This is a genomic window from Leptospira johnsonii, assembly GCF_003112675.1.
In the GTDB taxonomy this organism is placed as follows: domain Bacteria; phylum Spirochaetota; class Leptospiria; order Leptospirales; family Leptospiraceae; genus Leptospira_B; species Leptospira_B johnsonii.
Genome location: NZ_BFAY01000011.1, coordinates 1,457,632 through 1,475,054 on the forward strand (window position 1 = coordinate 1,457,632; position 17,423 = coordinate 1,475,054).

The window sequence follows — 17,423 nt, forward strand, 5'->3', positions numbered from 1 at the left end:
GATATCAAGGAATACGAACTACGATCTTTCCGAAATGTTTTCCGTCTTTCAGATATTCTAATGCTTCTTTGAATTCGGAAAGTTCGTAGACTTTATCTACTACTGGCCTCAGTTTCCATTCTTCTATGGCTTTGTTCATAGCAAGGAAACCTTCTCGATGACCGACTACGATCCCTTGGACTTTGATCTGGTTCATGACCAAGGGTAAAAGGTTCAGATCCTTAATGGCGCCTGCTAAGATCCCGATCAGATGGATTGTGCCGAATAGTTTTACTGCTTTAATGGATTGCTCTAGAGTTCCAGCTCCTCCCACTTCTACTATATGGTCCGCGCCTTCTCCGCCTGTTAATTCTCTGATCTTTTCTCCCCAAGATATAATATTCTTGTAGTTGATCAGATGGTCCGCGCCTAAGGATTTTCCTCTTTCTAATTTTTCGTCAGAAGAAGAAGTTAAGTAAATGGTCGCTCCAACTGCTTTAGCAAATTGTAATGCAAATAAGGAGACTCCCCCTGTTCCTTGTATGACTACGGATTCTCCTTTTTTGAGTTGGTTCTCCACGAAGAAGGAAGACCAAGCGGTAAGTCCCGCGCAAGGAAGTGTGGCCGCTTCCTCAAAACTGAGATGAGAAGGCATTGGGACCACACCAGTTGCCGGAAGAATTGCGTATTGTCTTAGGGTCCCGTCTAAAGGGCCGCCTAGAGTAGTCCTGAGTTCTTTTTTGGTTGCATGTCCCGACAACCAATAAGGAGCAAAGGTTGCATTGATCTTGTCTCCGGTTTTGATGCCGGTGACATTCTCTCCAATCTCTAATATCTCTCCGGATCCATCGCTGCAAGGAACCATAGGGACCGGAAAATTGGGATTGTACTTTCCTTGTACCACGAGATAGTCCCTGAAATTTAAGGATGCCGCTCTAAAACGGACTAAAACTTCTCCAGGGCCTGGCTCGCCCGGGTCTGGTAGATCGATTAAGGAAAGATTTTCTTTTCCGAAAGAGGAAAGTTGGACCGCTTTCATTTAATTATACTTTTATAATGTAGTTCGGAGGGTAGAAGGGCTCCTGGGACCAGGAGCCCTTCTGAGGTAGTTTACTTTCTACCTAGTCCTAATTTATCCGCACCTACAAGGATACTCATGTTTCCTGCAGGGTGTTTGTTTTCTTTCATCAACTGGTGAGCTTGCGCAGTTTCGTTAAACTGGAAGGTTTGAGAAAGAACCGGATCCACTTTTTTATCGATCACAAGTTGGTTCAGACCGGCTGCGTTTTCGTCATTTGCAAAGTGAGAACCTTGGAGACGTTTTTGGCGCATCCACAGATATCTTAAGTCTACGGTTGCGTTATAACCTGTGGTCCCGGCGCAGATGACTACCATTCCTCCGGTTTCACATACGAATACGGAAGTAGGGATGGTGGTCTCACCTGGATGTTCAAATACGATCTTAGGATTGTTTCCTTTTCCTGCGATGTCCCAGATAGCCTTTCCGAATTCGCGGGCTTGTTTGGTCCATTCTACAAATACTTCAGGCTTATTAATATCCGAAGTCAGAGCACCCCAATGTTTGAAGTTATTTCTGTTAATTACTCCGGCCGCGCCAAGTTTCTTACAGAAATCGATCTTATCGTCGGAAGACACTACAGCTATTGGAATTCCACCGGCTGCCTTTACGATCTGGATTGCCATCGCTCCGAGTCCACCGGCTCCTCCCCAGATCAATACCACGTCTCCCGGTTTTACATCGTTCGGCTTCCAGTGATGAAGCATTCTGTATGCGGTTGCTCCAACGAGCATATAAGCAGCTGCTTCTTCCCAAGAAAGATGTTTTGGTTTAGGAAGACATTGGTGGTCTTGGACTTTACAGAACTGAGCAAAGGATCCCCAGTTCGTTTCATACGCCCAAATCAATTCGGAAGGTGCAAGCATAGGATCATTCCCCGCCTTGACCCAAGGATCGTTCTTGTCCCAGATCCCGCAGTGAAGGACTACTTCGTCCCCGACTTTTACGTTCTTAACATCGGAACCTACTTTATATACGATCCCGGATGCGTCTGAACCACCGATATGAAACTTTTCAGGCTCGCCTTTCTTATTTCTTGCGGCGATCACATCTACCGGAAATCCAAGTCCGGCCCAAACGTTATTATAATTAATACCGGCTGCCATAACTGCAACCAGCACTTCATCTGGAGCGATTTCAGGGACATCTATCTCTTCCGGCTGGATGGATTTGATTGGATCGCCAAAACGCTCTGGTCGGATGACCTGTGCATGCATTTTTTTAGGGACCACCCCTAATGGAGGGAGTTGGCCAATTGGTACGATTTCAGGTGCGCTCATGGGGACCAGAAAACAGAACCGACCGAGGCTTACGAGAAAAAAAAGAGTCCTAAACTTGGCTTTCTGGCCTAAGTAAGAAGGATATGATCGATCCTTTCTTCCAAACCTCTGACCCTATCCTCAAAAAATCTCACCGAGGAAATGGAAAGTATGAGGCTATGCAATAGGTCCACGAGAAGGGAAAGCTTTAGTTCCGCGTTTTTAGCCGGGGGATTACGATCCACGGCCGCATCCAATAACTTTCTGTACTGGGCTCCGTAATGGTTCGTATATTCTTGGACTAGGTTTTCGGGCGCAGAATAGACCAAGCTGAATGGAAGTTTAGCTCTATCAGGGAACTGTCTTGCGATATCGGAAATTGCCCGGAACACGGACACAACTTCTTCTCTTAAACCTTTATCTTTTACCACTCTACTTCGGATATCGTTCAATATCATCAAATGAGTGGCGACCAACGCTTTTCTGAACAAGTTTTCTTTGGAATGGAAATGATGATAGATACTAGGTTGCTCCAACCCGCATTCTCTGCTGATCTCTCTCAGGGAAGTTCCATGGAAACCCTTGCGGGCAAAAGCAATCGCAGCGCCTTCTAAAATTCTCTCTCGAGAATTTCTGAACACACCATTTGTGGGGTAGACAGGGCTACCGTCCTTCTTTTTCACCGATCCGACCTCTTTTAGGAGGATTAATCCGGCGAAATGATTTTTTTTGTCTGAAGATCGAAGATCCCGAAATCGCCGGAAGATCTATCCTTTCGGATAGAAATTTCACTATATAGGCGAAGATATAGCAAACGCCAGAATTCCGCAATTCATTAACGTATTGGGAAAGGTTATTTAGATCAATCTTGTCTGAATGCTAGTCTTACCTTGACTTGTGATGTAGTCTTAAGATTCAGAACTCCTTTTTAAAAACTTCGAAGTAGTTATTTAACTCACTCGTACCTGGAAGCCTACCTTCGGCCCCTGGTTGTTTTTTGCCGGGAGAACCGGGTTGGTTCAGATTTTGGTCTTTTTCTTCCCGCCCGAATGCGGCTGCAGGAGTGTATAATTGGCTTCCGAATAATAGTTCAAAGTTTGCAACGTTAGACTCTGATTCATCTAGTCTGATCTCTACTAAGAAATGATTCTCTCCGAATCTTGCTTCCCATTCATATACGAAAGATGGTTCTACAAATCCTGTGAACAAAGGAGATAATTTTCTATCTTCGCTGTCTGATTGGAAGATATGTACCATAACGGATTGGTCCGGATTTTCGTGAGCGAGACCTACGCCTAATTTGCGGACGATCTTTCTGTCCTTTCCTTCCGGGAATTGAAGTTTAAAAGATACTGTGCTTCCTTTGAATACGGAACCTGTAAAATGGGATTTTCGATCTACAACATATCCTCTGTCTTTTAGAGAAACCTTAACTTCTTCTACCAACTTTTTGAATGTAGGAGGTCCTCCTGCTATGGACTCTTTGAAGTTAGCTGGAGGATTAGAAGGAGCAGTTTGGGTGTAGAGATCAGATTGGATAATTAAGAATAAAAACAAAATTAAGGGAAAGAATCCATATCGGGGACGTTCTAATAGAAAAGATCGCATGATTACTAACAGACTAACTTGGATCGTACATTCTCGCCAGGTTTTTTCGAAAATAATTCGGAAAATAGAGTAGAATCCCTTGGGAAAAGCCCAAAAAAAACGATAAATGAATTATGCGCCCTGTTCTAAGAAAAAACTCGGAGGAATCATGAAAACGAATCTGGGTATTCTCACCTTTACATTGGTCTCGGTTTCCCTTTTATCTAATTGCGTTTCCCAATCTAAATACGATGCCTTGCAGGCGATGTACGACGAAAAAGCAAGGGACCTCTCCAATTTGGAAAAAGATAAGTCTTCTCTCCAAAGATCCGTAGAAGATATGAAAAGGATCCAAGAAGAAACGGAAAGAAGGATCGCTGATTATAAAAGTTTATTAGAAAGTTTTAAAAGTATGATCGATTCCGGAAAACTAAAGATCCGGATCGTAGATGGGAGAATGGTAGTGGTACTTTCTTCCGATATATTATTCGCTCCCGGTTCTGCGAGTTTATCTTCTAAGGGAACGGACGCGATTAAAGAAGTCACAGGGATCTTATCTTCTCTCCATGGAAGAAGATTCCAGGTAGAAGGTCATACGGACGATGTGCCCACCGGTATTAAAGGATACTCAAATTGGGAGCTTGCATCCGCAAGAGCTTTGAATGTACTTCATACTATGGTTAAGTCTGGAATGCCGGAAGATAGGATCAGTGCGGCTTCTATGGGATCTTCTCGTCCTTCTGTCCCGAATACAAGTGTGGAGAATCGAACAGCGAATCGAAGGATAGAAATTGTAATTGTTCCAGACTTATCTAATCTACCTGGGATTGAAGAATTACGTAAACTGAGTGAGTAGACCAGGCCTAGGATTCGCTTGGCGAATTACTGCACCCTATAAACTATGGTCCTATCCCCTCTTTTATAAAATTCCTTCGGTGTTAGGTAGGTTGTATGATCAGCGTTTCGGGTCTGTCTCTGAATTTCGGAAAGAAAATTCTTTTTGAAAACGTTACTGTTAAATTTAAAGAAAGCTGCAGATACGGTCTGATCGGAGCCAACGGTTCCGGTAAATCCACTTTTATGAAAATCCTTGCCGGATTGGAACAAGCTGCCGCGGGTTCCGTTGCAATTGACGGTGGAATTAAAGTAGGTTACTTAAAACAGGACCATTACGAATACGAAAACGAAACAGTATTGAATACTGTAATGATGGGGAATAAGGAACTTTGGACGATTGCCAAAGAAAGAGACGAAATTTATTCCAAACCTGAAATGTCCGATGAGGATGGTATCCGAGTTTCCGAATTAGAGGAAGCTTTCGGAGAGATGGGCGGATATGAAGCAGAAAGCGTCGCAGGTGAATTATTAGAAGGTTTAGGAATTCCAACAAACATCCACAATCAGACACTTTCATTTTTAACAGGCGGATTTAAACTTAGGGTATTACTCGCTCAGGTCCTATTCCAAAAACCTGATGTTTTACTTTTAGATGAGCCTACCAACCACTTGGATATCAAGACTATTCACTGGTTAGAATCTTTCTTATTGAACTACAAAGGCGTTGTTATTGTTATCTCCCACGACCGTCACTTCATCAACTCGGTTGCTTCTCATATTTGCGACTTAGATTACCAAACGATGACCGTTTATCCTGGTAACTATGACGAGTATATGGAAGCTTCTCAGGCTGCTAGAGAAAGAGCTCAGTCTGATAATAAAAGATCGAAAGAAAAAATTGCTGAATTACAAGAGTTCGTAAGCAGATTCAGCGCCAACGCTGCAAAATCCAAGCAAGCTACTTCTCGCCAAAAGATGATAGAGAAGATCAAAGATAATATGGCGGAGATCAGACCTTCTTCTAGATTATTCCCTTATATCGTTTTCAAAATGAAACGAGTACTCGGTAAAGATGTAATCCTTGCGGACAATATTTCCAAGGCTTACGAAGACAGAGTTATCTTTAAAGACTTTACGATCAATATCACAAAAGGGGAGAAGATTGCAATCATAGGAACGAACGGAGTAGGAAAAACTACTCTCTTAAAAACTCTGATGAAGCAGATCGATCCTGATTCAGGAACGGTTGCTTTCGGAGATTCCGTGGAAGCTTCTATCTTTCCTCAGGACCATAGGGAAGGGATCGGAGAAGACGCCGACTCTATTATAGAATGGCTATATAGATATGCTCCTCCGGGCACCGAGATGGAAGAGATCCGAGCCGTTTTAGGAAGAATGCTTTTCAGCGGGGACATGGCTAAAAAACCAACTCAGGTTCTTTCGGGAGGAGAAAAATCCAGGATCATTTTAGGAAAGATGATCATGGCCCAGGATAACCTTTTGGCCTTGGACGAACCAACAAACCACTTGGATTTGGAATCCATCGAGTCTTTGAACTATGCATTGACCAAGTTCGAAGGAACCATCCTATTTGTTTCTCATGACAGGGAATTCATAAGTTCCATTGCAACCCGAGTTCTGGAGGTTACCACAGAAGGTATCCGAGACTTCAAAGGAACCTACGAAGAGTTCTTAGAAAGAGAAGGACAAGAATTTTACAAACGTCTGGCAGGCGGACCTGTTCTTACGGAAGCTCAGTAAGATCGGATATTTTTATTCAAAACATATTCAGTTTTATGAATATGTTTTCAGGTATTTTACTAATTCATCCAAAGCTTTCTTACGATGAGAAACCGAATTCTTTTTCTCATCTGAGACTTGGGAAAAATGTGCGGAGAAGGGTGGGTAATAAAAAATAGGATCGTATCCGAATCCGTTCCCACTTGTATCATAACTATCGGATATCAAACCGGGGCATTCTCCTTCGAAAGTAAATTCTCCTTCCGAACTGACTAACGCGATCACGCAGACGTACTTTGCGTTCCGGTTTTTTTCCCCCTTCATTTTTTCCAGAAGAAGTCTGGCTCTTCCCTCGTCGTCTAAACCTTCTCCGCCGAAACGAGCGGAATAAACTCCGGGTTCTCCACCTAGAGCTTCTACACAAATTCCGGAATCATCCGCTAAGGAAGGAAGTTTGGAAAGAGAGAATAATTCCCGGGCTTTGAGAAGGGCATTCTCTGTAAAAGTTTTACCTGTTTCTTCCGGACCGAAATCGATCCCTAACTCCTTCGGGGTGGATAAGTTAAACCCTAAAGGAGAAAGGATGGCTCGAATTTCGCGAACTTTATGGGAATTGTTGGAGGCTAAAGAAAGGGATTTCAATTTCCCAATTTGAACTCGTCAAAAGCATCTTCGATAGTAGGAAGAACTTTAAACACTTTGTCCAACATTGTGATCTCGAATAGTTGGAGAAGATCGTCGTCATTCACTACTATGATGATATCCCCTTCTGCTGAATTGAACTTTTTTTTGTAAGAGACTAGGATCCCCAACGCAGTTGAGCAAATATGACTCACCTCTGTAAGATCGATAATGATCTTAGGAGAAGGTTCGAAATTATGGTCGCTCAGGTTGCGGTCCAGTTCCTCGCTGTCGGATTGCAAAATAGATCCGGAAATTTTGATGATGTGGATGTCGCCTTGAACCGTTATTTCCATGTGGGTAACGAACCTTGTGTGCATATTCGATTTTTTAATAGCAAGCAAAAAACAGCCTTTCGTGAACTTCTTTGCCCCTTCTTCTCGAATAATTTTAGAAAAAGAAGGGGATGGGCCTTTTTTCAGGAATTTCTCCCGAAAAAACTTCGTTTATGTCCCGCAATTGGGCCTCCTTTGAGGTCTTATCCTATTTTCCGATCAGGAAACCTTCTGTAATTGCTCTCTGAAAACTTCGGAGGTCATCTTGACTTTGTATTTTGCAATCAATTTATCTTTGAGAATTGCAAACGGTTTTTCAGTGATCAAATGGTAGAAATACGCGAAGAAGAAAACTGTTAGTCCGACTGGGATGGTATAGAGCAGAAATTCGTGCTGTTCTAATTTTTTATCCGCGTAAAGCAACTTTCTAGAAATAGGCGTCATCACCACAATATGAATGATATATGCGCAGTACGATAATTTTGCAAAAGGAGAGAATCCTTTCCAAGAAAGGAATTTTCCGATCGGATCTCCTTTTCTCATAGAGAGAATAAAAATCCCGATCCATAGCAGAGCAAAACTTGGGTAGCGAATGACTTGATGAAATCCCATTTCGAATTCGTTAGCTAATGCAGTGTAGGTCAATAGTCCGATCCAAAGTCCTGCATGTAGATAATTTGCCCAAGGTCCAAGTTGGAGAGCCTTTTCGACCCATCCTTTATGAAAATTGAATATATACGCGAATATAATACCATAAAGAACCGAATCTATATGTCCGTGGAAGGGATAATAAATATATCCATTGTATAGATCTACACTATCTGAACCGGAGGTCTTTAAAACAACCGTATACATAAAGATCGCACGATAGATCAAAGGAAGTGCGGTAAGAAAGATCAAAAATCCCAACCTAAAACGTTTTGGAACATATCTGAAAATGCCTAACAGAAAGATCGGAAACGCGATATAGAATTGTTCCTCTAAAGAGAGGGACCAACCGTGGAACATAGTTCCTTTAAAATAGTCGGAAAGATAAAGAAAATCGAACCATATCTTACTTTTAGCGGCAATTATCTGATCTACAAATTCGGGAGGTGCGCTTTTAAGCATTGCGGGGATGAATATGAAATACTGTAATATTAAGAAAATATAAAACGGAGGAAAAATCCTTAAAGACCGTTTTAGATAGAAAAACTTCCAGTTTATGGTACCTTTGGATTCCAATTCCGCAAACAAAGGACTTGCGATCAGGAACCCACTTAACGGAAAGAATAGATCCAAACAAACAGAACCGTTATTTAAGAAATTTCTTAAGTATGGATCTATATCAGGAATAAAGATCTGAACTGTACGGTACATATGTCCATAGATCAGCATAAAAAAGCCTAAGGTTCTTGCCCCGTTAAAAGGTGCGATCTCCCTTTCGTCAGGTTTAAAAATTCCTAGGAAATATTCTTTCATTCAATGATCCTTACTATTGTGGATTTATAGTGAAAGGAGTTCCTGTTTAGGATTTGAAACTCTTCACTTTCTTTTTCTGGTGTTTCTAATGTGATTGTAATTGCAGATTCCGAGTCGCTGCATCGGAAGGATTTCGGGACTAAAAAATGCCATTCTTCATTTAGGCAGGAGTTGTACCCTTCTCTAGTTAGTCTGAGAAGAATTCCTAAACTTAGATCCCCCTGTCCGAAATCTTTTGGATCGGATTTCCAGCGAATTCTGTATTTGGTTCCTTTTTGAGGAGAGATCGCCGTCACAAATTTTTCAGGTCTATCATCGTACTCGAATTCTGTGTTTTTACCATAGATGGCGATGCAGAGGAATATTATGGAAATAGAATAGATCTGAAAGCTTCTGGTATTCGGGAATTCGAATTTGGATAGAATGATCTTTAAGTTCAGATAATAAAGAAGTCCCGCTAGAACATAGGTAAACCAGTAAATATGGGAGATCTGGCCCCCTTTCATCTTGAATGCACCGAATAATGTGATGAAGAAAGCCCAGATTAGTGTTTTGAGTAAAGATCTATCAAATTCTTGTAATTTATTCTTCCAGAAACTAGGAATTCCGAATAATAGACCAACCGCTAAAAGTGCCGGGATCTGTTTTGGAATACTAAGTGGAGAAACGTAATAAGATAGAACATACTGTAATGTTGGGCCTAATTTATGAAAGGTAGAGTTCTTCAGAGCTAATCCAATGATTTTACTCAAGTTCCCGGGAGAATTAGTGAATTGTTCAATGAGCGGAGGAGTCCAGCAGATGATCGTGAAAGCTAACGCAAATAAAATGTTTAATCCGAACTCTTTCGTTTTGTATTGGGAAAGTCCTTTGTTCTTATAGTCCGTTTCAAAACTTAGGTTATCTTTTAATACCTGACTCCGGGCTTCGAGAGCCTGGCCCTTTTGGGACAGGCTCTTATAAAAATAAAAACATCCAACTGCGAACATCGGTATGATAAATGAAATCCCGACGATCTGATTTTGAACGATGATGTTCGAACAAACTACGAACCAGAAAAAATTTCGGATAGAACCTTGGGAAAAATCAGCTAAAGAAAGGATCAATACCAAAGTGGGTAAAAGAACCACTCCAGGTCCCCAGATATTTGAGAATGCGTTTGGTAAAAGAGGAGTTAATCCTAAAACCAAAGATGCGAATAGTAGAACTGTAGATCTGTTCTCTTCTAATTTTGAGTAAAGAATTCTTAAACCGATCAGAAGGAAAAAAAGATTATAAAGAACGATCCCGATAGAGTGGGCTCCATGAGGAGACTTCACAAAGAAGAATATTTTTTCTGCAAGAGCAAGATAGTAGAATACGATCGGTCCCGGATGATTCACTAAGAAGCGAGAGTATGCTCCTAGGGTCTCTTCTAACATTCCTGCCTTCCAGATCTGAAGAGCATTAGCGGCATAATCTCCAGTCTCTTGGTATGGTTGGCTAAAGAATCCAGGATTTGCTAGAAGATACGCTAAGCAGAATACGATCGGGAAGACTAGATAAAGTGGAAGTTTTTTGTTGGAAGATGTTTGCATGAATCGGAGAAGAATAGGTTGGCCGATATTTCCAGTAAGCTTCTGTTTTTCGATTCCTGGGTCAAGTAGATTCCTTTTTAGAACGTGCTTTATGCAAAGATGGAAAGCTTATAAGGAGCTTTAAATAATTTCTGTTGGAATTCCGACAAATCTAAGAAGTCTCACAAAATTTTGGAAATAAATTACGCTTGATCCGAGTCGTATCGTTACTCTAAGCTTCCCGGACTACTTTTCTACACCAATCAATGGATCCCTTATTTTTTAATTTTTACTCTTTCGGTTCGATCTTAATCGTTCTGTACTTCCTTTATGCTGGCTTCTTCTTTCTTACAATCAAGGAGAGAAGTATGGCCGCCTTCCATTTAGGAGTCTGCGGTTTAACTACAGTTTTCCATAATATCGGATATTTCTGGGGCTTTATCTCCTTCGACGAAAGCACAATTTTTCATAGGGCCATTGCAGTTGCTGGACCATTGATGAGCTTTACCCAATTAGTGGGATTTTTCATTTATTTCCCTGAGCCTAGGAAGAAAGGGATCTTACCTGGGTTGATCTTCTATTGGCTTCTTTATCTGGGAGTATTAGTAGTCACAGGATATTATGTTTTCATTTGCTGGGATGCTCCTAGATCTTTTGTGCCCGGAAGTCATTACTGGGATTATGAGGTCCATGTATTTTACAGTTATTTTATATATATAATCTTATTCTACGAAGCATGTTACCTTGTGATCGGAATCTGGAAAGCGATCATAGAGACAGGAAAAGAGAGAAGGTCGGTAATCTATATTCTTCTTAGCTATGCGGTGATCACAGTAGTTCCAGGAATTTTGAACGCACTCAGTCGAAATGGAACAGTTGCACGCGCTACCTATCAACAGTCTTTTAACCTAGGAATGGTTACGGGAATGTTCCTGATCATGATCGTGTATGTGAACGCGACTAAGGAAAGAACTACGATACTAAATCGTATCATCGGGATCTCTTTGGCTACGTTCTTCGTATGTTATCAATTGGTAGGTTATTCTATTCTGAACGGATACGAAAGATCTTACGATGAGATGAAAAGAAGAGACAGCTCCATTTCAGTTCAAGAAGGAAAAGATTCACAGGGCCTGGCTTATATAGTTTCTTATGATCCTGAAAAGAATGAGTTTCGATCCGAAAGAGGAAATAAGGATCCTCGATCTAAAAAAGAAGACGAATTAGAGGTTCGGTTCTTTAGGGAAAAACAAAAGATCTCTAATCTAGGAAGTTTGCCTGCAAAAGAAAGATTGGAAAGAACAGAAAAGATCCTGGAGGCTTCTCCAAGTGACTTTAAGGCTTATGCCGCCGGTATCCGTGCCTTTCTGAAATCAAAGAACAACGAAACGGTAAAAGATGCCGATATGGAGGATTATTTCAGAGGTATATACGGAAAACTGAATATTATCCGAAATAAATATTCTAGACTTCCCGATCGTAAAAAACAAAAATCCATAGAGGGGTTGCTCGTTTCTCCCGATATCGGATTGTCCGAGACCTTGGCGTATGTAAAACAATCTGCAATCCAGGCGGTTAATTCGGATAAATCGGCAGACCAAGTTTCTAAGATCGTGCTGAGTTCTTTGGCTCCTATTCATTTTGCAGGAGAGAGGATCTATCGAGGCACCAGGATCTATTCTCCTTCCGATCCTAAGCCTGTAATGTATCTATCTTACTATTTCGTTCCGAGCATGAACGGAAAGATCTACGAAGTAGGATTCGAATATAAGGATTATCGAATATTTCATCACGATCCAAGCTTTATCTTAGTTGCCTCTATGGTCCTCACATTCTTGGTGATTGTGTTCGGATTCAGGTTCTTCTTCCAAAATGCGATCGTTGTGCCAATGGACGAAGTGGTGGTGGGATTGACCGAAGTGAATTCGGGAAATCTAGAATATAGACTGACTCCTAGAGTGGAAGACGAGATCGGATTTATCGCTAGGTCTTTCAATAAGATGGCGATAAGTATCCAAACTGCCAAGAAAAGACTCCAGGAATATGCGGACGAGCTGGAAGAAAAGGTAAAAGACAGAACCAAAGAATTAGAAAAAACTTTGAAAGAAGTGAATGAACTCAAACAACAACAGGACGGAGATTATTTCCTTACCTCACTTCTGATCAAACCTTTAGGCGCGAATAAGGCAGTATCTGAAAACATCAAAGTAGACTTCTTAATAGAACAAAAGAAAAAGTTCAGCTTTCGAAGATTTAACGACGAGATCGGCGGAGATATGAATATCTCCAACCAGATCACTCTCAGAGGACAACGTTATATAGTTTTTTTAAATGCGGACGCCATGGGAAAATCCATGCAAGGAGCAGGAGGAGCCTTGGTTTTAGGAGCAGTATGCGAATCTATCATAGAAAGGACTCGGATGGTAGAATCTATGAAAGAGCAGTCTCCTGAAAGATGGCTAAAAAACGCATTTATAGAATTGCATAAGGTATTTGAAAGTTTCGAAGGTTCTATGCTAGTTTCCTCCGTGATAGGACTGATAGATGAAAATTCCGGAACATTATATTATATTAATGCAGAACATCCTTGGACCGTGCTTTTTAGAGATGGAAAAGCGGGGTTTATAGAACAAGATCTCATGTTCAGAAAATTGGGAACGACAGGAATGGATGGAAAAATTTCGGTCAAAACATTCCAGCTATTGCCCGGTGATGTGATTATCGCGGGCTCAGACGGAAGGGATGATATTTTGATCGGAAACGATGAAGAAGGTACAAGGATCATCAACGACGACGAAAAACTTTTCCTAAAACTGATAGAAGAGGGAAATGGAGAACTTTCTAATATATACGAATCCATACACAAAGTAGGTTCTTTAACGGACGACTTATCTTTGGTCCGAATCTCTTTCAAAGAAGAAGGTGGAATTGAGAGGATCCAAGAGAAGGAGAAGATCAGGCTACTTCTTCGAAAAGCAAAAGAAAAGTCCCAAGATAAGAATATCAAAGAAGCATTAGCTTTATTGGAAGAAGCCGACTTACTAGACAACCGTCTACCTGAGGTGAAAAAAGGATTACTTAAGTATCATATTCGATTGAAGAATTATTCAAAGGCCGCGCAATTTGCTGAAGAATATTTGAACATTCGTCCGGTGGATAAAGAGATATTATTCATCGCTTCTTACGTTGCAAGAAGGGCCAAACAATTCCAAAAAGCCCAGGATTTTGGTGAAAGATTACTCTTAAGGGAACCTGATCATATTAGAAATTTGATCAATTTAACTAGGATCTCTATCGCTTTACGAAATTATGAAAGAGCAAAACAGCTTTTGAGAGAAGCTTACAGACTGGAACCGGAGAATTCTCAGGTCCAAAAGATCAAGCAAGCCTTAGATAGAATATAAGACTTTCTCCCTAATGTGACTTAATTAGGAGCCTAAAGTTAAAAACAGATTTAGGAAATTAATTTTGTCTAAATTGTGTAAATATCTTGCAAAAGGAGGTCAAAATATTTAAAATACGCGGATCAAATACGCAATAGAATTAGAAGATTAAAAACTTTTAATCTATGCTCTTCCCTATCATGCTTTCATACGATTCTAAACTAAGGTTCGGGCTTATCGGTGTGGGTTTTTTAAGCCTCTTGATCGGTGTTTCTTCCTGGATCAGCAATCGGAATCTCGCCCAATCTAAGGATTGGGAATCCCATACATTCGGAGTTCTTTCCAGATTAGAAAGTTTGTCCTCTTCCGTAAAGGAAACCAAGATCCGATTTTTACTCTTCTTGTCTTCAGGCAAAAAAGAGGATCTAGAATATTATAAAACTGAAAAGCAGAATCTTTTCTTTAAGCTGGGAGAGCTGAAATATATAACCAGAGATAACTCGATACAACTAACGGTTCTTTCCGAATTGGAAAAGGTGATGACAAAGAGGGACGAACTAGTCCAGAAATTCGGTTATTCTTCTCGGAACCAAGAAGTGGAAACGAAAAACGCCACTTTAGAGAACGAGATTGATCGTCTGATCGACAAATTGAAGGAAAAAGAGGTCACACTTCTTGCGGAAAGAAGTTCCGACTCCAAAACTAAGGAAAGGATCACGGATTGGATACTCTTCCTTTCGATTACATTTAATATTCTGATCCTAGCGGTAGTTTACAGGTTCTTAAAGAGAGAATTCGATCGAAGGATAGGGGCGGAAAAGGTCCTTTCTGAGAAGAACGAACTTATGGAACATACACTTTTCGAAAAGGAGAAAGTATATAAAGAAATCTTAATGATAAAATCCGCTTTAGATTGTGCATCCAGCAATATCATGATTGCGGACAACGATCTGAACGTGGTATATACGAACCGTTCCGTGGTGAATATGTTCCAAACCGCTAAGGATAATATTCGCAACCAATATCCGCATTTTTCTCCGGAAGCACTTTTAGGATCCTGTATAGATATCTTTCATGTTCATCCTGAGAAACAAAGGTATATCCTTTCCACATTTACGAATACTCATAAAAGTTCCATTTCTATAGGTGGAAGACAGTTTAACCTAAGCGCAGACCCTGTTATAGATTCTTCAGGAGAAAGATTGGGAAGCGTGGTCGAATGGCTGGACGTGACCGAACGGAATCTGAAAGAATTCCAAATAAATCAACTGAATAAGGATCTAGAAGAGAATATTCAGAAATTAGAATATGCTAATAAGGAATTAGAAGCGTTCAGTTATTCCGTTTCTCACGATTTACGGGCTCCAATTCGAGGGATAGACGGATTTACTAAGATCATGTTGGAAGATTATTCCATGGTTTTGGAACCGGAAGCTCTTAGGCTTTTGAATGTGATCGCTACAAATTCTAAATTTATGGGGCAGTTGATAGACGACCTTCTTGCATTCTATCGTGTTTCCAAGCTGGAACCAAAATCGGATTCCATAAATATGAAACATATGGTTTCCGATTCGATAGAGATCATCAATCAGGAATACGGATCCAAAAGTCCTAAGGTGCAAATTTCCGAACTTCCTCCTGCCAGAGGCGATGCTTCGATGTTAAAACAGGTTTGGCTGAATCTGATATCAAACGCATTTAAGTATTCTTCCAAGTCTCAAAATCCTTTCGTCGAAATAGGCTTTTTAAATGGAGAAGGGAACCGAACATACTTCGTGAAAGATAACGGAGTAGGTTTCGACGATCAGTATTCTCATAAACTTTTTAAGGTATTCCAAAGATTACATTCCAGCGAAGAATTTTATGGAACAGGGATTGGACTTGCGATCGTGGATAGGATCGTGCAGAGGCATGGCGGGAAAGTTTGGGCAGAAGGAAAAATGGGACAGGGTGCCACATTTTATTTTACAATACCGAGCAAGGAATAGAGAAGAATGAATCAATCGGGAAACTATGATATACTTTATGCGGAAGATAATCCGAACGACGCGGAACTTACTTTGAGAGGTTTCAGAAAAAATAATTTAGTAAATCAGGTATTTCATGTCAAAGATGGAGAGGAAGCTCTAGAGTTTTTGTTCTGCAGAGGAAGATATAAAGATAGAGAATCCGGCGGGAAACCCTTGTTTGTATTATTAGATCTTAAAATGCCTAAAGTGGACGGACTCGAGGTGCTGAGAGAGATCAAGTCCGACGAAAAATTGAGAACGGTTCCCGTAGTGATGTTAACTTCTTCCGCCGAAGAGAAAGACATAGTAGAAAGTTATAAACTAGGCGTGAACAGTTATATTATTAAGCCTGTAGAATTTGAAAAGCTGATCATAACTGTATCTGAAATAGGACAATATTGGTGTATATTAAATAAATCGGTGCATTGACATGAAGACGCTAAAATTCCTTTTTTTAGAAGATTCTTCTACCGATCTAGAGCTCATCCAAAGGGAATTAAAAAGGGCAGGGGTGGAGTATATTCCATTGCATGTCCAAGATAGAGAAGAATACCTAAAGGCTATCATAGATGAGAAGCCTGATTTTATTTTTTCAGACTACTCGCTTCCGAACTTTGATGGATTATCCGCATTAACCATCGCAAAAGAGCAATGTCCTACCACTCCTTTCATTTTCGTTTCCGGAACGTACGGAGAAGAAGCGGCCATCCAAACTCTGACAAGAGGCGCAACTGATTACGTTCTGAAAGATAGGCTAGTAAAACTTGTCCCTGCTCTACGAAGAGCGATCCGAGAAATAGAAGAACATAAAGCCTTAAGAAGAGCAGAACAAGAGAAGTTTGAAATAGAAGAACAACTCAGACAGAGCCAGAAAGTGGAAGCTATGGGATTTTTAGCAGGAGCCATGGCTCATGAGATCAACAATCCTATCATGGCGATCATAGATTACGCTCAATTGATCTCCAAAGGAGATATGGATATTGATAAGGCGCAAAAGATCGCTTCTAAGATCAAACAAGAAGGGGAAAGGATTTCCGTAATGGTAAAAGATCTATTAAGATTTGCCAGACAGGAAAAAGGAACCTTCGAGCCTGTAAGTGTTTTTGCCTTAATATCCAGGGCACGTTCTATATCAGAACAAAGATTAAAAATGAGCCGCATCCAATTGGACCTAGATGTGCATACGGACCTTCCTTCCGTAATGTGCAAAGAAGGCCAGATACTTCAGGTACTCTTGAATCTGATCAATAACGGAACGGATGCGTTGAACCAACGTTATCCGGAATATGATGAAAATAAGAGAATGATCATCTCCGCAAAACCGGAAGAGATCGGAGGCAAGTCTTGGGTAAGGATCACTGTAGAAGATTTTGGTTCCGGAATTCCTCCGGAGATCGGTAAGTCCATCTTCAATACTTTCTTCACTACTAAAGGAGCAGATAAGGGGACCGGTCTCGGACTTTCTGTCAGCTTAGGTATCGTGAAGGAGCATGGAGGATTTCTTTCTTTCGAAAGTGCTCCAATGGAGTACACTAGATTTTTCTTGGATTTGCCCGCAGTCTAACAGCGATTTTTGGA

At 40.8% G+C, this 17,423-nt stretch carries 14 protein-coding genes; 6 read left to right on the plus strand and 8 right to left on the minus strand.

Annotated elements, in window-relative coordinates:
- Positions 1 to 4: 4 nt before the first annotated feature.
- From LPTSP_RS15685 to LPTSP_RS15700, 4 genes are all read right to left on the minus strand, one after another.
- On the minus strand, positions 5 to 1,018 hold the full coding sequence (locus tag LPTSP_RS15685) for a zinc-dependent alcohol dehydrogenase family protein (RefSeq protein WP_108929603.1): 1,014 nt from the start codon (positions 1,016 to 1,018) through the stop codon (positions 5 to 7).
- A 71-nt stretch (positions 1,019 to 1,089) separates the two neighbouring features.
- Complete coding sequence (gene ccrA, locus LPTSP_RS15690) at positions 1,090 to 2,337, minus strand: crotonyl-CoA carboxylase/reductase (protein ID WP_108929604.1); 1,248 nt, start codon at positions 2,335 to 2,337, stop codon at positions 1,090 to 1,092.
- A gap of 68 nt (positions 2,338 to 2,405) precedes the next feature.
- On the minus strand, positions 2,406 to 2,999 hold the full coding sequence (locus LPTSP_RS15695; protein ID WP_108929605.1) for a TetR/AcrR family transcriptional regulator: 594 nt from the start codon (positions 2,997 to 2,999) through the stop codon (positions 2,406 to 2,408).
- 232 nt (positions 3,000 to 3,231) lie between these two features.
- Positions 3,232 to 3,924 (minus strand): hypothetical protein, encoded by a 693-nt coding sequence (locus LPTSP_RS15700; protein WP_108929606.1) that lies wholly within the window; start codon positions 3,922 to 3,924, stop codon positions 3,232 to 3,234.
- 148 nt (positions 3,925 to 4,072) lie between these two features.
- On the opposite strand from LPTSP_RS15700, the gene LPTSP_RS15705 reads away from it, so the two are divergent.
- Entirely contained in the window at positions 4,073 to 4,759 is a 687-nt protein-coding gene (locus LPTSP_RS15705) for an OmpA/MotB family protein (protein WP_167396445.1), read from the plus strand.
- 95 nt (positions 4,760 to 4,854) lie between these two features.
- Positions 4,855 to 6,501: an ATP-binding cassette domain-containing protein gene (locus tag LPTSP_RS15710; protein WP_108929608.1), complete on the plus strand. Its 1,647-nt coding sequence runs from the start codon at positions 4,855 to 4,857 to the stop codon at positions 6,499 to 6,501.
- Between the two features lie 33 nt (positions 6,502 to 6,534).
- On the opposite strand, the gene rdgB is transcribed toward LPTSP_RS15710, so the two are convergent.
- The 4 genes from rdgB to LPTSP_RS15730 form a co-directional block, all read right to left on the minus strand.
- Entirely contained in the window at positions 6,535 to 7,122 is a 588-nt protein-coding gene (gene rdgB, locus LPTSP_RS15715; protein WP_108929609.1) for an RdgB/HAM1 family non-canonical purine NTP pyrophosphatase, read from the minus strand.
- Complete coding sequence (locus LPTSP_RS15720; RefSeq protein ID WP_010514772.1) at positions 7,119 to 7,457, minus strand: STAS domain-containing protein; 339 nt, start codon at positions 7,455 to 7,457, stop codon at positions 7,119 to 7,121. The genes rdgB and LPTSP_RS15720 overlap by 4 nt, the downstream gene beginning before the upstream one ends.
- A gap of 198 nt (positions 7,458 to 7,655) precedes the next feature.
- The gene (locus LPTSP_RS15725; RefSeq protein ID WP_108929610.1) at positions 7,656 to 8,897 is read right to left on the minus strand and encodes an acyltransferase family protein; all 1,242 of its coding nucleotides are present in this window, start codon (positions 8,895 to 8,897) and stop codon (positions 7,656 to 7,658) included.
- Complete coding sequence (locus LPTSP_RS15730; RefSeq protein ID WP_108929611.1) at positions 8,894 to 10,474, minus strand: hypothetical protein; 1,581 nt, start codon at positions 10,472 to 10,474, stop codon at positions 8,894 to 8,896. The genes LPTSP_RS15725 and LPTSP_RS15730 overlap by 4 nt, the downstream gene beginning before the upstream one ends.
- 245 nt (positions 10,475 to 10,719) lie before the next feature.
- On the opposite strand from LPTSP_RS15730, the gene LPTSP_RS15735 reads away from it, so the two are divergent.
- The 4 genes from LPTSP_RS15735 to lvrB all read left to right on the plus strand — a co-directional run bounded on the left by LPTSP_RS15735 (position 10,720) and on the right by lvrB (position 17,409).
- Positions 10,720 to 13,857 carry a SpoIIE family protein phosphatase gene (locus tag LPTSP_RS15735; RefSeq protein WP_108929612.1) on the plus strand — a complete coding sequence of 1,046 codons (3,138 nt, stop codon included), beginning with the start codon at positions 10,720 to 10,722 and terminating at the stop codon, positions 13,855 to 13,857.
- A 164-nt stretch (positions 13,858 to 14,021) separates the two neighbouring features.
- Positions 14,022 to 15,824 (plus strand): sensor histidine kinase, encoded by a 1,803-nt coding sequence (locus LPTSP_RS15740; protein WP_245915592.1) that lies wholly within the window; start codon positions 14,022 to 14,024, stop codon positions 15,822 to 15,824.
- A 6-nt stretch (positions 15,825 to 15,830) separates the two neighbouring features.
- The gene (locus tag LPTSP_RS15745) at positions 15,831 to 16,274 is read left to right on the plus strand and encodes a response regulator (RefSeq protein ID WP_108929613.1); all 444 of its coding nucleotides are present in this window, start codon (positions 15,831 to 15,833) and stop codon (positions 16,272 to 16,274) included.
- Position 16,275: 1 nt separating this feature from the next.
- Complete coding sequence (gene lvrB, locus LPTSP_RS15750; RefSeq protein WP_108929614.1) at positions 16,276 to 17,409, plus strand: hybrid histidine kinase/response regulator LvrB; 1,134 nt, start codon at positions 16,276 to 16,278, stop codon at positions 17,407 to 17,409.
- The last annotated feature ends 14 nt before the right edge of the window (positions 17,410 to 17,423 follow it).

Bases quoted from the DNA above. Each gene is read 5' to 3' on its own strand.
- LPTSP_RS15740 (WP_245915592.1), top strand. From the start codon at position 14,022: ATGCTCTTCCCTATCATGCTTTCATACGATTCTAAACTAAGGTTCGGG.
- LPTSP_RS15745 (WP_108929613.1), top strand. From the start codon at position 15,831: ATGAATCAATCGGGAAACTATGATATACTTTATGCGGAAGATAATCCG.
- LPTSP_RS15685 (WP_108929603.1), bottom strand. From the start codon at position 1,018: ATGAAAGCGGTCCAACTTTCCTCTTTCGGAAAAGAAAATCTTTCCTTA.
- LPTSP_RS15725 (WP_108929610.1), bottom strand. From the start codon at position 8,897: ATGAAAGAATATTTCCTAGGAATTTTTAAACCTGACGAAAGGGAGATC.
- LPTSP_RS15700 (WP_108929606.1), bottom strand. From the start codon at position 3,924: ATGCGATCTTTTCTATTAGAACGTCCCCGATATGGATTCTTTCCCTTA.
- lvrB (WP_108929614.1), top strand. From the start codon at position 16,276: ATGAAGACGCTAAAATTCCTTTTTTTAGAAGATTCTTCTACCGATCTA.
- LPTSP_RS15735 (WP_108929612.1), top strand. From the start codon at position 10,720: ATGGATCCCTTATTTTTTAATTTTTACTCTTTCGGTTCGATCTTAATC.
- LPTSP_RS15710 (WP_108929608.1), top strand. From the start codon at position 4,855: ATGATCAGCGTTTCGGGTCTGTCTCTGAATTTCGGAAAGAAAATTCTT.
- LPTSP_RS15730 (WP_108929611.1), bottom strand. From the start codon at position 10,474: ATGCAAACATCTTCCAACAAAAAACTTCCACTTTATCTAGTCTTCCCG.
- LPTSP_RS15705 (WP_167396445.1), top strand. From the start codon at position 4,073: ATGAAAACGAATCTGGGTATTCTCACCTTTACATTGGTCTCGGTTTCC.
- LPTSP_RS15720 (WP_010514772.1), bottom strand. From the start codon at position 7,457: ATGGAAATAACGGTTCAAGGCGACATCCACATCATCAAAATTTCCGGA.
- ccrA (WP_108929604.1), bottom strand. From the start codon at position 2,337: ATGAGCGCACCTGAAATCGTACCAATTGGCCAACTCCCTCCATTAGGG.